The organism is Comamonas sp. Z1 (genome assembly GCF_008121555.1).
In the GTDB taxonomy this organism is placed as follows: domain Bacteria; phylum Pseudomonadota; class Gammaproteobacteria; order Burkholderiales; family Burkholderiaceae_C; genus Comamonas; species Comamonas thiooxydans.
This window is the reverse complement of sequence record NZ_VOQT01000012.1, coordinates 88,618-103,042: the sequence shown is the minus strand read 5'-3', so window position 1 is coordinate 103,042 and position 14,425 is coordinate 88,618. Positions and strand designations below refer to the sequence as shown.

At 59.9% G+C, this 14,425-nt stretch carries 20 protein-coding genes; all 20 read left to right on the top strand.

All coding sequences use genetic code 11. The features are described from left to right. Nucleotides 1-312 precede the first annotated feature (312 nt). The 20 genes from FSY45_RS19410 (at nucleotide 313) to FSY45_RS19320 (ending at nucleotide 14,326) form a co-directional block, all read left to right on the top strand. Nucleotides 313-549 (top strand): hypothetical protein, encoded by a 237-nt coding sequence (locus FSY45_RS19410; RefSeq protein ID WP_148748208.1) that lies wholly within the window; start codon nucleotides 313-315, stop codon nucleotides 547-549. A gap of 136 nt (nucleotides 550-685) precedes the next feature. Further along, entirely contained in the window at nucleotides 686-1,300 is a 615-nt protein-coding gene (locus tag FSY45_RS19405) for a VWA domain-containing protein (RefSeq protein WP_148748207.1), read from the top strand. Nucleotides 1,301-2,186: 886 nt separating this feature from the next. Further along, nucleotides 2,187-2,414 (top strand): hypothetical protein, encoded by a 228-nt coding sequence (locus FSY45_RS19400; RefSeq protein ID WP_148748206.1) that lies wholly within the window; start codon nucleotides 2,187-2,189, stop codon nucleotides 2,412-2,414. Continuing rightward, nucleotides 2,411-2,812: a hypothetical protein gene (locus FSY45_RS19395; protein ID WP_148748205.1), complete on the top strand. Its 402-nt coding sequence runs from the start codon at nucleotides 2,411-2,413 to the stop codon at nucleotides 2,810-2,812. The genes FSY45_RS19400 and FSY45_RS19395 overlap by 4 nt, the downstream gene beginning before the upstream one ends. Before the next feature lie 41 nt (nucleotides 2,813-2,853). Beyond that, entirely contained in the window at nucleotides 2,854-3,216 is a 363-nt protein-coding gene (locus tag FSY45_RS19390) for a hypothetical protein (RefSeq protein WP_148748204.1), read from the top strand. A 268-nt stretch (nucleotides 3,217-3,484) separates the two neighbouring features. Then, nucleotides 3,485-3,706, top strand: a complete 222-nt coding sequence (locus FSY45_RS19385; protein ID WP_187427578.1) for a hypothetical protein — start codon at nucleotides 3,485-3,487, stop codon at nucleotides 3,704-3,706. 100 nt (nucleotides 3,707-3,806) lie between these two features. Beyond that, entirely contained in the window at nucleotides 3,807-4,538 is a 732-nt protein-coding gene (locus FSY45_RS19380; protein WP_148748202.1) for a hypothetical protein, read from the top strand. After that, nucleotides 4,535-4,690: a hypothetical protein gene (locus FSY45_RS27890; RefSeq protein ID WP_187427577.1), complete on the top strand. Its 156-nt coding sequence runs from the start codon at nucleotides 4,535-4,537 to the stop codon at nucleotides 4,688-4,690. The genes FSY45_RS19380 and FSY45_RS27890 overlap by 4 nt, the downstream gene beginning before the upstream one ends. Before the next feature lie 8 nt (nucleotides 4,691-4,698). Next, nucleotides 4,699-5,604 (top strand): TAXI family TRAP transporter solute-binding subunit, encoded by a 906-nt coding sequence (locus tag FSY45_RS19375; protein WP_148748201.1) that lies wholly within the window; start codon nucleotides 4,699-4,701, stop codon nucleotides 5,602-5,604. A gap of 65 nt (nucleotides 5,605-5,669) precedes the next feature. Then, nucleotides 5,670-6,176, top strand: coding sequence for a hypothetical protein (locus FSY45_RS19370; RefSeq protein WP_148748200.1), 507 nt, complete (start codon nucleotides 5,670-5,672; stop codon nucleotides 6,174-6,176). 57 nt (nucleotides 6,177-6,233) lie between these two features. Further along, nucleotides 6,234-7,220, top strand: coding sequence for a recombination-associated protein RdgC (locus FSY45_RS19365; RefSeq protein ID WP_148748199.1), 987 nt, complete (start codon nucleotides 6,234-6,236; stop codon nucleotides 7,218-7,220). A gap of 20 nt (nucleotides 7,221-7,240) precedes the next feature. Next, the gene (locus tag FSY45_RS19360) at nucleotides 7,241-8,278 is read left to right on the top strand and encodes a hypothetical protein (RefSeq protein ID WP_148748198.1); all 1,038 of its coding nucleotides are present in this window, start codon (nucleotides 7,241-7,243) and stop codon (nucleotides 8,276-8,278) included. A 25-nt stretch (nucleotides 8,279-8,303) separates the two neighbouring features. Continuing rightward, nucleotides 8,304-8,621, top strand: a complete 318-nt coding sequence (locus tag FSY45_RS19355) for an H-NS family nucleoid-associated regulatory protein (protein WP_148748197.1) — start codon at nucleotides 8,304-8,306, stop codon at nucleotides 8,619-8,621. Nucleotides 8,622-8,684: 63 nt separating this feature from the next. Continuing rightward, entirely contained in the window at nucleotides 8,685-10,754 is a 2,070-nt protein-coding gene (locus FSY45_RS19350; protein WP_148748196.1) for a DNA cytosine methyltransferase, read from the top strand. Nucleotides 10,755-10,815: 61 nt separating this feature from the next. Beyond that, nucleotides 10,816-12,042: a hypothetical protein gene (locus FSY45_RS19345; RefSeq protein ID WP_148748195.1), complete on the top strand. Its 1,227-nt coding sequence runs from the start codon at nucleotides 10,816-10,818 to the stop codon at nucleotides 12,040-12,042. Then, complete coding sequence (locus FSY45_RS19340; RefSeq protein ID WP_148748194.1) at nucleotides 12,042-12,254, top strand: hypothetical protein; 213 nt, start codon at nucleotides 12,042-12,044, stop codon at nucleotides 12,252-12,254. Before FSY45_RS19345 ends, FSY45_RS19340 begins: the two co-directional genes overlap by 1 nt. Beyond that, nucleotides 12,251-12,781, top strand: coding sequence for a hypothetical protein (locus FSY45_RS19335; protein ID WP_148748193.1), 531 nt, complete (start codon nucleotides 12,251-12,253; stop codon nucleotides 12,779-12,781). Before FSY45_RS19340 ends, FSY45_RS19335 begins: the two co-directional genes overlap by 4 nt. Then, on the top strand, nucleotides 12,774-12,983 hold the full coding sequence (locus tag FSY45_RS19330; protein ID WP_148748192.1) for a hypothetical protein: 210 nt from the start codon (nucleotides 12,774-12,776) through the stop codon (nucleotides 12,981-12,983). Before FSY45_RS19335 ends, FSY45_RS19330 begins: the two co-directional genes overlap by 8 nt. Next, nucleotides 12,973-13,365 carry a hypothetical protein gene (locus FSY45_RS19325; protein WP_148748191.1) on the top strand — a complete coding sequence of 131 codons (393 nt, stop codon included), beginning with the start codon at nucleotides 12,973-12,975 and terminating at the stop codon, nucleotides 13,363-13,365. Before FSY45_RS19330 ends, FSY45_RS19325 begins: the two co-directional genes overlap by 11 nt. Nucleotides 13,366-13,660: 295 nt before the next feature. Next, nucleotides 13,661-14,326: a hypothetical protein gene (locus tag FSY45_RS19320; protein ID WP_187427581.1), complete on the top strand. Its 666-nt coding sequence runs from the start codon at nucleotides 13,661-13,663 to the stop codon at nucleotides 14,324-14,326. The last annotated feature ends 99 nt before the right edge of the window (nucleotides 14,327-14,425 follow it).

The window sequence follows — 14,425 nt, the reverse complement described above, 5'->3', positions numbered from 1 at the left end:
AGTTGGCCCAATCCACCGCCGCGATGGTGCAGGACAGCACCCCCTCTCTTTGGAGAGGCACCACAACATGGCTGCCCCCGAGCGGCTACTGAAGGCCTTGCAACGGCAAAGGCTCCAATCACTCAACGCCACCACAGAAAAATGCAGTCATCGAATACCGCAGGGGATGGTTCACCCTCACTGTCGCACTTATCACTGATCAGGGAGTGCGCATCGCTGCTAGCAGAGAGCCAGATGGTTCCCGCGCCCGTGCGCAACCAAGCAGACTGCTTCGCAATTCTGCTTACCGCAACTGGTCAGAACAAGTGCCCTATGGAAGCACTGCACGAGGCCACTCGGCGCATTTCGACCACAAGCCAGAACAAGTTTGCAGAAATGGCACTGATCCTGGCCAAGGTTCAAACCCCAGCCGAGCTGGAAGAAGCAGTGCGCTTAATGGACGAGATCACCGCAGGCACGTCCGTGAGCGAAGACGAAGCGCTGGCGCTGCTCACCATCTGCCGTGATCGCCACCGCACCCTAGGCCTTTTAGGCAAAGCCGTTACCTAGGCCTCTCTTTTTTTGCCCGTTTGTTTCAAATTTCATAGCTTCAAACACTTACCAGATAAGTGATTGAAGGTGATTTCATTGTTTTCTATGGCGAAGCTGGAGCGCCTTCTTTCTCCAGCATCTTTGGAAACTCGATATGACCCTCACCCCTGAACAACTGGCAAAGCTGACCGAATTCGACTACATCGCTGTGGTGGATGCCTCTGGCTCCATGACCACTGAAGACGTCAAAGGTCGCTCGCGCTGGGATTCTGTGCAGGAGACACTCGGCATGTTCTGCCGCGACACGAACAAGCTGGACTCGGACGGCATCGGTCTGGTGATCTTCAACGGCGTGGACATCAAGGCACATGACGGCGTCACCCCCGACAAGCTGGATGCCGCATTTGCGGGCATGCGCCCTGTCAGCTCCACCCCCCTGTATGAAGCCCTGCAGGAAGCCCTGAAGCTGGCTGGCAAGTCGGACAAGAAGGACTTCATCATGGTCTTTACCGATGGCGTGCCCGACAACAAGGACGCTGTGAAGAAGCTGATCATCGACACGGCCAACCAGCAGCAAAACGACGATGACCTGACCATCCTGTTCGTGCAGGTGGGCTCGGACTCTGCAGCAACGGCCTGGCTGAAGTCCCTGGACGACGACCTCAAGGCCCAGGGCGCGCAGCACGACATTGTGGATGTGAAGACCGTGGCGGAAGCCGAAGCCTTCGGCTCGACTGCAGAGCTGATTGTCGCCGCGATCAACGGCTAAGCCATGCTGGTCGATGCCATAGCGCTCGGCTGCACTTTCGCCGCAGGCTTCTGGGCTGGCTCCAAGTTTCGCACCTGGGGTGCGTTCAGGGAAAAGCTCCGACGCTGGTGGAAGAAGTAGCCCTGCGGCGCCCGCCCTGGCGGCGAAAAAGGCCAGGGCCGGTATCAAGACCGGCTTTTGATGCAATCGCGGTTCGGCCCCGCGACCCCAATGGCCCGGCCCGTGGGGGCTGGGCCGGAATACTGCAAGAGGAACGCGCCGGTCTTAGGCGCGCATCAATGACCACCTCGGGAAAGTAGCGAGGGCTATCTGGCGTGACCGCTCTAGCAGGTACGTCTGTTTGGGAATGGGCCCGAGCAGGCGGCAATTAGGAACATCGGCCAAGCATGACCTGCTTGGTTGGTGGCGAACAGCGGTCACACCAGATGGCACAGCAACTTTTTTAACCAAAGTGCGCATTTCCCCTGCTCGCCCCTCATCGGGCAAGGGAAAGCTGTGCTGTCTACCTTTTGTGCCGGCTCAGGGCGCTTCTCCTCCCTCCCTCCCTTAATTCGTCCTGAACTCGCCAGTATTGGCGACCGGCCTTTTTTGTCATCGTGGGGTCAGCAGTAGCTGACTTTTGCCCGCCTCGTTTCATTACTGGGCGGGCATTTTTTTGGACTTGACCATGCGAAATCAACGACTGAACTCAAGCTGCGCCCGCCTTGCCGCCGCTTTCCTCTGCGCTGCAGCGGCACTGGCCAACACAGCTTGCAGCCAAGCCTCTGCAGCAGCTGAGGGCCCACTGACCCGCTCGGAGCTTGGGGCCCAGCAGGCCTGCCCTCCAGGCCACGCCGTTGATTGGATCTCCAAGTCCGAAATGCAATGCCTGAAAGAGATCTGAACCATGTTCGCTCTCGTGAAAAAGCTCAGACGCTTGAGCTACACCTTCTGCATCCCCCCACTTGAGGTGCTCGTGCAGCGCCAGCTCGAGGAAGCGGAGCGCGAGCTGCTAAGCGCCGAAAACGCCTACGACCATGCAGCCGCGACGGTCGAAATGTTCCACGAACGCTGCGAGCGCCTGCGCCGTCAGCTCACCCACATCCAAGAATCAGGAAAGAACCAGGCGAAATGACCGCGCACGTACACGCCAAAGAAATGCTCCTCTATGCCAAGGACTCCGGCCAGACCAAGCGAGCTTGGCTGAAATGGCAGAAGCTGGAAGAAGGCTCCACGGATTGGGTCAGCCTAGACGGGCACCCCCTCTGGAACGAAAAAACCAAGTATCGCCACAAGCCCCAGGATGCCACCATCAACGGTTTTTCACTGGCGGACACCCGCATCAGTCACCTGATGCAGTCCGGCGAAACCTACTATGTCGAAGCAGCAACTGAGAAGGACTACTTTGAAGAAGTGACCTTCGATGTCAGCCTTTGGGATGACCGAGTGATCGCTCGCGGCATCGCCCACTCTACAAAGGAAGGCGCGGCTGCATTCTGCCGGGCCCGCCTCGGACTGAGTGCCACAGAATGAGCGCAGCCCCTGTTTTCAATGCAGGCCCAGCCGGGCCGCGCATGAGCCAAACCTTCAAGCAGAGCTGGGCCGTTGCCGCCCATGACTTCGGCTCCAACCTGCATTCGTTGATTGCAGGCTGCTTCTCCGACACCGAAGGCGGCGAGGACGCGGCACGCGAAAACGCCAAATTCATCGCACAGATGTTCAATCTGCGCGAGGAAACCGGGCTGACCGGCGATCAGATCCGCACCATGCTGATGGCTGCACCCAGAATGCAGGCCGCAATCCAAGCCGCCATTGAGTGCGGGCTCGTGCCAGCTTCTAAAGCTGCCGATGGCGGGACAGGCCAGTTTTCCCAGCAGCAGTACGCGGCCAACCAGCTTCGCGCGGCACTGGACATGGCTCTACACGCTAAGGGTTAGATCCGCATGGACAACCTTATGCCCCTGGCCTTGATCGCTGTGGCCATCCTCTTCATGGCCATGGCCCGCAAGCCGTGACTGCTCCCCCCGCCCCCAGCCTCGGCTGGGCCTTGCTTCTCTGGCTCGGCTTCAGCATTCTTGCTGTCTTGACTGTCGCCTTCTTGAGCCTCAATCCTCCTTGGACACTATGACCAGCAGCTCCCCTGCTCCACTACCCCATACCGATCCAGCAGCGCCAGCGATACCGACAGGACTCGGCCTCAACGAGTTGAGCGAAGACGAGTTCCTACAGCTGATCAGCCAGGGCGGAACCATCACCCTCGGTCAGCTCAATGCTCGCCTGAAAGTGATCAAGGTAGACGCCTCCAATCTTGCCGCCCTGGGCGTCACGATTCGCAGAGAGCGTGGCGCTGTACACATGGCAGCAGCAGGATTTCGCCAGCTTTGCGACAAGCTGCTCGAGCATGTGGCAGACCTGAAAAGATCTTAAAACCACGAATAGCCCAAGTCCTGAAAACGCTTGTTGCTATTACTTTTGATAACCCAGGCCCGCCACAAAGCGGGCCTTTTCTGTTTTCAGCATGACTACATTGACTACTGAACAACGCAAGGCCCGCATCGCCGCCTGGGCCAAATGGGGGATAGGCCTTGCTGGCGCTGTCCTGATCGCTCCGTTTGTCTTCCTGGCTGTGAAAGGCATCGTCGGGCTTGCCCTGGCTTCGGTGCTAGGGCTCGCCATCGTGCATGGTGCTCCAGTGCTCTCCATGAAGTTCGCCAACTGGAAACTCAAAGGCCTGAAGCAGGAAGCGCGGCAGAACCCCATCGAAACCCGGCAGAACATCGCTCTGCAGGCCCGGGGCCGTATCAAGGATGCCGAGCTAGAGCTGACGAACTTCGCCACCGAGGTGCGCAACTTTGCGGATCAAGTAAAGACGCTACGCACCGACCAGCCGGACGACGCCGCCGACTTTGACGAACAGCTCAAGGGACTGCAGCGGCTGCTGGAACTCAAGCGTCAGCGCCTCGCGGATGCCAAGCGCAATGCCGATGAGTTTGAGGCGGCAACCGCGCGGGCCTCCAACAAGTGGAAGGTGGCCCAAGCCGCGATTCGCATGCAGAAGCTCTCCGGCTCTGTGGCCGACGATGAAATGAACAAGCTGCTCGCTGCCGAATCGCTCGACTCGGTGCAGTCGTCCATGAATCGCGCTCTGGCGGAACTGGATTCGGCCCTGGCCATGCAAGCGCCTCCGGCTCTGCCGAGCCCGGCCACCCCACCGATCGACGTTCGCGCGATCGAGATCCAAGAAAGAGTACGCCAATGAGCTATCGAATCATCGCAACCCTGTTGCTACTGGTCTGCGTCGTAGGTGCCGGGGTCTTGCTGGAGTACCAGCAGCCCAGCGCCAGCCCTGCACCTGCAGCCGCCTCCCCCGCCGCTGATGACAGCGCCATGCAATCCCTCCGCATTCCATAAGGAGCACCATGAAGAAGATCATTCTCTCTGCAGTCCTCGCCGCTACAGCCCTGCTGCCTATAGCCCAGGCACAGATGCGTGTCGCAACCGGCAAAGCTGGTGACACCTACTCGTCCATGCTGCGCCAGCTCAACACCCGCTGCGCTGGTGATGTGGCGGTGGTGGAAATCCCCAGCACCGGCTCGAATGACAACATCAATCAGCTGGTCGGCAATCAGGTCAACGCAGCATTCACCCAGTCCGATGTGCTCTGGCTGCGCGCCCGCACCGAAGATCTTGGCGATGTCAAAACGCTGCTGGCCCTGCACCCCGAGCAGGTGCACATCGTCGCTCCGGTGAACTCAGGGCTCAAGGAAGGCGGCACGATGGGCTTTGGCGCAAAGGCGGTAGTGCTGACTGACCTCACATCGCTGGCAGGGCGCAAGGTAGGCGCAGCCGGTGGCTCCCTGATCACCGCCCAGGTCATCCGTCTGCAATCCGAGATCCCGTTTCAGGTGGTGCCGCACGAAAACGGCGATGCCGTGCTCAAGGCACTCGAGGCTGGGCAGATTGCTGCAGCAGTCTTTGTCGGCGGCGCACCGCTCGGTACCGTGAGCAAGCTCGGCCCTGAATACAAGCTGCTGCCCATTCCTGCACCCGTGGTCGAAAAGCTCAAGGGCGTGTATCGACCAGCGCGCCTGAACTATCAGCGCATGAATGCTGCCGGCGTGGCTACGGTCGCAACCGATGCCCTGTTTGTGACGCGCCAATACAAGACGCCCAAGATGACTCAAGGCCTGGCGAAGCTGCGCCAATGCGCTTTGGACTCGGTGGATGAACTCAAGGAAACCACAGGCACACACCCCGCCTGGCGCTACGTTGACCCTGCCAACAAGGGCAAGTGGTCTTGGTACGACTTGCCCAGCGGACGCTGACCAACCCCTCTTTTCCAAAACCGGCCCAATGCCGGTTTTGCTTTGTTGCCCATAAGGATCCACCCGTGAACCAACCTTCCTCCCAACCAGACTTCATCGTCAAGCTGCTGGCCGCATTCCTCAACGACATGCTCGAAAGTGCGCCTCCTGAAATCAAAAAGGCCCTGCAGGAAGACTGCGATAAAGCCAGTGCCCCAGCAGTACCCGGCGCTGATGGCCCTCAGACCGCCGCACCCCCGCCGCTCGGTGATGGTGAAAGCTGTGATTGCCCGGCCTGCACGCTGATGAACATGCTCTTCCCCGAATCCGCCCGCAAGCGCTCGGCACGAACAGAAATCGCCTTTTCCATGAGTATGTCTGGCCGCATCGCCATGGACGTTGCGAACCAAGTGGGCGGCATCACCCCCGGCGGCAAGACCAAGGCAGACAGCGAGCGCATCATGGCCGCGATGCTCTTGAGCTCGGCCGGCGAGATCGAAGCCGCGTCGCCCGAAGCGCTGAACCTGCAGCAGTTGGCCATCTTCCATATCACCAAGGGCATTCAAGCCCTCAACGGCCTGCGTGCCGCCTAAGCCAACCTTCCCAAGAGGCCCGCCCAGCGCGGGCCCGCGCATTATTCGGAGCCCAGGATGCTACAGAACATGACCACCTATCGCATTGTCCCAACGTGGCAAGGCGATCTGCAGGTACTGGAAGAAGCGCTGCAAAAGACGGTGTTTGAAGAGTGCGGTGCGACCCAGGAACGCTCTGTGGGCTGGGTGCCGCCGCGCGGAGAAGAACACGGCCCACTGGCAGAAAGCGTGGCAGGTCAGTGGATGCTTCGCTTTAAGAGCGAGTCAAAGCTGCTTCCCGCTAACGTCCTCAACCGCAAGGTCAATGAAAAGGCCGAGCACATCGAAAAGACCGAGGGCCGCAAGCCTGGTAGGAAGGAAAAGCGCGATCTCAAGGACGAGGCCAAGCTTGACCTGCTGCCCATGGCCTTCACCCAGCAAAGCAGCATGTGGGTCTGGATCGACCCGCAGGCGCACACCCTGGTGCTCGATACCTGCGCCCAAGGCCGCGCCGATGAAGTGGTGACGCTGTTGGTCGAAGGCCTGCCCGGCTTTGCCCTAGCCCTGCTGGATACGCAGACCAGTCCGCAGGCTGCCATGGCGCACTGGCTGATGACGCAGGAGCCTCCCGCAGGTTTTTCCATCGACCGCGCCTGCGAGCTGAAAGCGGCTGACGAATCCAAGGCCATCGTTCGCTACGCGCGCCATCCTCTGGACATTGACCAGATCCGCGAGCACGTACAGCACGGCAAGCTGCCAACCCGGCTGGCCATGACCTGGGACGACCGGGTGAGCTTTGAACTGACGGACGGCCTGCAGCTCAAGAAGATCTGCCTGCTCGATGCCGTGATGGATGGCAACAGCCAGGACGATGGCGGGTTCGACACCGATGTGGCCATTGCCACTGGTGAACTGTCGCACCTGATCCCCGACCTGATTGAAGCCTTGGGCGGCGAAGGACGCTCCGGCCTGGGCGATCTGCCCGCCGCGCTGAAAGTTCCGGCCAGCACCACAGGCCCCAAAGACGCGCCTACCGATAGTGCCCCGGGCGAGGCACCTTTTTAAGAAGCAAGTCAGGAAAGAACATGCTCACACCAAAGGGACAGATTCAACGAGAGGGAAGCGTCAACTTCGGAGACGCCAGCATCAGCATCTGGGAGGAAGGTATCCCCAGAGAGTGGAAAGCAGCGAAAGAGTGGGAGGTGCTTTTCAAGCGCCAGGTCTTCGCTCGCATTGTGCAGACCCTCAATCGCCTGGGCTGGACTTGCGAGATACCGCAGGACTACATCAAGCAGTACGGCCAAGCCTTTGCCCGTGACTACCGCATCTGCCACAAAGGGGATCTCAAGGGCTGGCTAGAAACAAGTGGTCGCGTCATCAGATTTGAAATGTGGCAGGACGTTACCCCCAGCAAGAACCGCAACGGCGGGCGCTACGACTTCGACAAGGAAAAGCGCATGCCCTACGTTATCCGGCTTGAAATGGAGCGCACGCGCCGGCGCATTCGTGACTACCTATGCGCTGTTTTCAGCGGTTACGCATTCGAGACGGTGAAGCGCACCAACAACCCCAAGCCGCTGACGATCACTGCGATAGATCGCGTCACTGGAAAAAGGGATCAGGACTGGCTTGAAGAACCTGACAGCTACCACAGCACATCAGCGGACGGCCACCAGTTGCAGAACGGCATGCGCGTCTACTTCTACGATCACCACGGGCGCATGGGCACCGGCATTGCCTATTGCGATGGCGGCATGTGGGATCTGGTGACAGGGAAATGGGATTGGGCACGCAAGTGCAATAGCGAGTTGTACGTGAGGTGCCCTGGCGACCCTCGCATCAAGAAGAACGATCGCCTGCGCCGCCAACGCCTGGAGGACTTGATGGGCAAAGCCATCAAAGCCATGGATTTCAAGCGTGCCGAGGTGCTCAAGGGGATCTTGTGGCCAGCGCCCGAGCCTCTCTATCTGATCAGGAAGGGCGATGCCTATTTCCGCCCCAATTACAGCGGCTACACCACCGACACCGTACATGCCGGCAAGTACACGGCAGCAGAACTGAAGCCCTACGCCAGCGACATCGAGCGCGGTGACCTGCAAGCCATCCTCATGGCAGCCGAATAACCGACCAACACGAAAGATCTAAAAAATGAGTAGCTATCAAGAGTTGCTTTCCCAGCGCGACGTGCTGGAAAAACGCATTGCCGAGGAATACTCGCGCCTGCGTCTGGACGCCATCGTGACCGTCAAAGGCCTGCGCGATGCATATGACCTCACAGAGGTTGATATTTTCTCGAAAAGCAGCAGTCCGCACACCCAGCGCCAGCCCGCCAAGGTCGCGCCCAAGTACCGCGACCCGAGCACGGGCAGCACATGGACAGGTCGCGGCAAGCCCCCGGCTTGGATACGCGACAAAGACCGCTCGGCCTTCCAGATCATTGCGCCGCCGCAGTCTGCCGGCCAATAAACCCATATCCCATTTCAACTTCAAGCCCGCCACAGAGCGGGCTTTGTCTTTTTTGGAGACACGATGAAGCGCGACGACTTCACTCTGCCGCTGGATCTTGGGCGTGAGTTGATCATTGACAACTTCGCTGGCGGAGGTGGCACCAGCAAAGGTCTTGAATGGGCCTTTGGGCGTCCCGTCGATATCGCCATCAACCATGACCCCGAAGCGCTGGCCATGCATGCGATCAATCACCCTTACACCAAGCACCTGTGCGAGAGTGTCTGGGAGGTTGACCCCATTTCAGTGACCGGCAATCGACCTGTCGGCCTTGTCTGGCTCTCGCCGGATTGCAAGCATTTCAGCAAGGCCAAAGGCGGCACACCAGTTTCCAAGAAGATACGCGGCCTGGCCTGGGTGGGGCTGCGCTGGATCGCAAAGACCAAGCCACGCATCATGATGCTGGAGAACGTCGAAGAGTTCCAAGACTGGGGCCCCCTGGTGGTGGATGCCAACGGCAATGCCCGACCAGATCCCAAAAAGAAAGGCCGCACCTTCAAGTCCTTTGAGCGTCAGCTGCGCGCCCACGGATACAGCGTGGAATGGCGCGAGCTGCGCGCCTGCGATCAGGGGGCACCCACCATTCGCAAGCGCCTGTTCCTTGTTGCGCGCCGTGACGGCATACCCATTCACTGGGGCGACCCTTCTCATGCAGCGCCCACAGATCACAGAGTTATTGCTGGCTTGCTGGCTGCCCATCGCACTGCTGCACAGTGCATTGACTTCGACCTGCCCGCTGAAAGCATCTTCGGCCGCAAGCGCGATCTCGTGACCAACACACTGCGCCGGGTAGCAAAGGGAGTGTTCCGCCATGTGCTGAATACAGCTACGCCCTTCATCGTGAACACCCGCAACGGTGAACGCGAGGGACAAGAGCCGCGTATCCGCGATGTGAACGCCCCATATTGGACTGTGACAAGCCAGGGATCTCAAGGGGCACTCGCGGCTCCTGTGCTCGCTCCGTTTATCAATGAGCACGCCAATGGCAGCAACCAACGCACCATGCCGGCCGACCAGCCGCTGCGCACGGTATGCGCCCAGGTCAAGGGTGGCCATTTCTCTGTAGTTACACCTGAGCTGCAACCATTGAAACCAGTGGACGGCGCCGCGCAGATCATCGTGCCTCTGCGTGGCACGAGCGAGCAGCACCTAGGCGGCCACAGCGTTCAATCGCCCTTGTCAACGGTTTCCGCAGGCGGTCGCCACCACGCCCTGGCTGCTGCCCACATCACCAAGTTCAACACGGGTGCTGTCGGTAGTTCGCTGGATGAGCCCTTGCCCACCGTCACGGCAGGCGGGAAGCCCAAGCGCCCCAGTACCGGGATCACCATGGGGATGGTCGCCGCACATCTGGTAGATATGGGCCACGGCGAAGGGCCTGCGGGTGGGAAGCGTTGGAGCCACGGCACGCGCAACATCGAAATGCCGCTGAACACCGTCACTGCCAGCGGCGCAACGAGTGCATTGGCAGCCGTATGCCTGGAGCAGGCCTATGGTGGTTTCTATGACGGGGATGGTCGGCCGGCCGACGAGCCGCTTTCGACCATCACCACCAGCGGAACCCAACAGCGCTTGATAACTGCTTGCCTTGTCAAGTATTACAGCGAAGGCGGTCAGGACAGCAGCTGCAGCGAGCCCATGCATACCGTCCCCACAAAGGCGCGCATGGCTCTGGTGCAAACCGCCAAGGTACCTGCCTCTCATCTGGCACCTGAGCACGCCGAGCGAGCCAAGCTGTGCGCAGACCTACTGCGCGAGCACCTGCCCGAGCAGTTCCCAGAAGCCGCTGACGTTGTGCTGATGTGGCACAGCGGCCAATGGTGGGCGCTGGTTGACATCACCCTTCGCATGCTCAAGCCCCGCGAGCTCGCGCGTGCACAGGGCTTTCCTGACAGCTATCAGATTGAAGAGATCCCAGACCCGGCGATCTTGTTCAAGGATGGCGTGCAGGCTGTAGACGATCCACGGGACATCCCGCGCATCAAGCTCACGACCACCGCCCAGGTGCGAATGATCGGTAACAGCGTCAGTCCATATATGGCAGCGGCGCTGGCAAGGTGGAATTTTCAACACGAAGCTCGGATGTATGCCTGAGCAAAGAGAGCCATGAACCCAGCCCGCCACCGCGCGGGCTTCACTCATTTTGGGAGCCCGTATGCAAGACAAGACCCCCCCGCCTCACGAGTCTCTTATCCATCTGCCGCCACAGGCATATTTCGACGAGCAAGAGGCCTTGGCCAAGCTATTGCCCATCGCTGACGACCTCGCAGCACTGGTTCAAAAAGCGCGAGCACCTCAATGCCTGCACCAAATTCAGGAGCCATCCTCTGCAGAACAAGCCGCATGGCATGCAGGTCTGGACGAAGGCCGTTCCCAGGCAGCGCCAGCTGCCGTGGCAGTGCCTGATGGGCGTGAGGAGTTTGAGGAGTGGGCCACTCTTGAGGGTTACGAAGGCTTTGAGCGTGCTATGCGCGGAACCGGGCACTACCACAGCATTCAGCTTGAGCAACTCTGGCAGAGCTGGACAAACTCCCGCGCCGCCCTTGCCGCCCCCTCGGCAAAGTGGGATTTTCCGACATTGACTACAGCAGCTGCGCCGGTGGCGCTGCCTGAGGCTGATGCGCTCATCAGCGAAGTGATGGGGCTGGTGGATGAATGGGGCATGGAATCCCATTTGCGCGGAGAGGCAGAGATAGACGCTCACCACTCTGAAGCCACTCAAGAGGAAATTGATTGCGCGAAAGACAGGGCCTCGAAAGAGCGCGCCGCATGGAAAGCCATCGAATCCAAGCTGCGCGCCCTGCTGGCTACAACTACCAGACTGGTTCTTGATTACCCATGGCGTGACCGTCTACTGGATGGGCGAGAGCTGGTACGCGATCAGCAGGGCTTTGCCGAGCATCCCGAGCTTCCGCTGCTGGATGAAGGCATGAAGCCGCGCGCATTCTTCGCCGCCCTGGGTGTAGAGATGAAGCACACCATGGCCGATGACGATCTGTCCATGGACGAATACGACGCCATGAACGACGCTGAGAACTGGAGCGCCTGGATACCACGGCCGCCCATCGGTGAAGCATGGAATCTCGTCGCCATCTTCGACACTGAGGATGGGCCGGCTGCATGGTGGGCACGCGCTCAGGAGGCTACGCCCCCGGCTGCGCAGGATGCACGCGAGTTCTGGGGTGTGATCGCCCCTTGCGGAGAAGGCGTTTTCTTCAAAAACGAGGCAGATGCTCGATGGACGCAGACCGGGCACGGGTCTGGCTCTGACGGTTTTGGGGTGCCAACCATCGGAGAGGCATTCCGCGAGAGTTATGAGGATGATGCGCTCGACCTTGTTCGCATCCGCATCACCTCCCAGGCAGCAGAGGAGCAGCAGTAGTGAGTGCACTCCAAATTCAGCAAGAGCGCGAACGCGCCGACCTGCAAAACCATAAGGAGCGCGTCGAGTGGCTTAGTGCCGCTTCGCCCGAGTGGTCATGCGGCACGCCAGTAGATGGTTTCACGCAACGAACCTTGCTCAATCAGAGCAAGGACGCAATCAAGTTTTACGCGCAGCGCGCCGCCCAGGCTGCGCACGGGGGGCCAGCATGAGCCGAAGCGGATATACCGACGACTACGACGAAGACGGAACGGGTGGTCTCTGGCGCGGGGCTGTTGCGCGCGCTATCAACGGGAAACGCGGTCAAGCGGCCCTGCGCGAAACCCTTGCAGCACTGGAGTCCATGCCGCAGAAGGTGCTGATTGGCGAATCTCTTGTTACGGCTGACGGGGAGTTTTGCACGCTCGGGGTTCTCGGTTCTGCCAGAGGCCTGGACATGCGTGCTGTTGACCCAGATGACTGGGATGCCGTGGCCGCGCTATTCGACATTGCACCAGCAATGGTGCGCGAGATTGTCTACGAGAACGATGAAGGCACCGACACTCACGAATGGATCGACGTAGTGATCTGTGGGCCGATGCCGCCGTACCACTTCCTGCCCTATGGGCACAAGACGCATGAGCGCTCGGTTCGGGTGAGGATTGACCCAGTGATCATCGCAAAAAAACGCTGGCTGCACATGCACAGCTGGGTAACCAAGCATCTGCCAGCAACCACGGACGGAGCGCAGCATGGCTAAACGACTCGCGGGCAAACGCTGGTTTGTGGCCATGGGCCGGCGCGCGCGATCCCAGGGTAAGGCCATGTGGCTTGGTCAAGACCGAGAGCAATGGCCGCTTTGGGCGAAGCATGCCTACATGGCCGGTTACATCGACCAATGGGAAAGCGGCATCAGAGCCATACAGCGTGCCCAGACCCAAGGAGGCAGTTATGGAATATGACCACCACCGCGTAAGCCCTGAAGGGCGCGCTATCGGATCTCAGCTGGTGAGCTTGGTTGAGCCTGTCATCAGGCACCTCGAAGCCCACGGCGAGCCTGATGAACGCTGCAAGTCGTGCGCCTTTCGCGCTGGAACTGTGCCCAACGGCTGCCTGCAGACCATGATGGATGCGGTCAAAGCCATGTCTGAGCAGAAACCCTTCTTATGCCATGTCGAGCACTACGCAGATGGGCGAAACAAGCTGTGCGCAGGATGGCTTGCCACCCAATGGGGCGCGGCAGACCGTGAGCCGGTGGCTTGCTCCTGGGAGTTCTCCCCTCCTGATGCGCCGGAGCCAGCAGCACCGGACGAACAGGCCCAGAAAGAGCAGAGCAATGGCTGAACCAGTGCCTTGGCCCCGCGCCGATCCGGTCGCACTGTCCGAATTTGATCCTGCATCAAAGGTTTGCACTCATAACTGCGGGCAACCCATAGGTGACCCGCGATCCCAAAAAGAATGCCTGTATCTCTGCGACCTTTGCGGTGATGCAGGCAAGGAGAAGAGCAAGTGACACGCCCTCAAAGAGTTGTCGTTATCGGAGGCGGAAGGCATGCACGGCTGGTGGCGCAAGCGTTGCTCGCTGCCAGCGTACCAGTCGTGACAGCGGATGCCTCCCGCGAAGTTCGAGGGCTGAAACATGCGCTCACCCCCGGGCCAGAGCCTAAACCTTCCCCATGGGACACGGGCAGCCGGAGGCGCGCCCAGTGGAAAGATGAAACCAACAAGCGCGGACGAAACCGCTAAGGACGATCAAAGCATGGAACAAGAACACCAGCCTGAGCCCACAACGCTGACAGATCTTGAGATCGATGCAGTGTTCAACCAAATGCCCGATGGCGCCAGCGGCTTTTTGAAGTCCTGGGGCTATCGGCAGTTTGCCCGCCTGCTGCTCTCCACCGCCAAAGCACGGCCAGCACAAGTCCAATCTGACCCAACGATTGGCCATTGGATCTGCGCAGAAGACGTACACCGCCTGGTGCGAGGCATTGACGTAGCACTGAACGGAGAGCATGGGGCTGCCAAGCAGGCCATGCTGTGCGACATCGCTGGCCTGCTGGATGACGAATGCAGGAAGCATGGCGGGCTGCCGCTGCTTGAGCTTCTGGATGAAGACAAAGGCGCGGAAAAATTGGGAAAGGTCGCACAAGCGGTTCGTGATTTCCATTACGCCATGGACACGCGCCAGCATGGCACCGTTGCAGCAGGCAGAGCCCTTGACGCAGTGCAGACGGCTCTGGGCATGAATTGGGTGCTGGGCGCTGAGGCCGCTCGACGCGCCTCAGAAACGCATGACGGCAGCTGATTTCAATCGGCAAACCGGGCTGACAACCCGGCAGATGTTGAAAGCCCCTGCCGCTGCCATCTTCGTCTGGTGCACAAATAGCACCTACTACCCATCCTC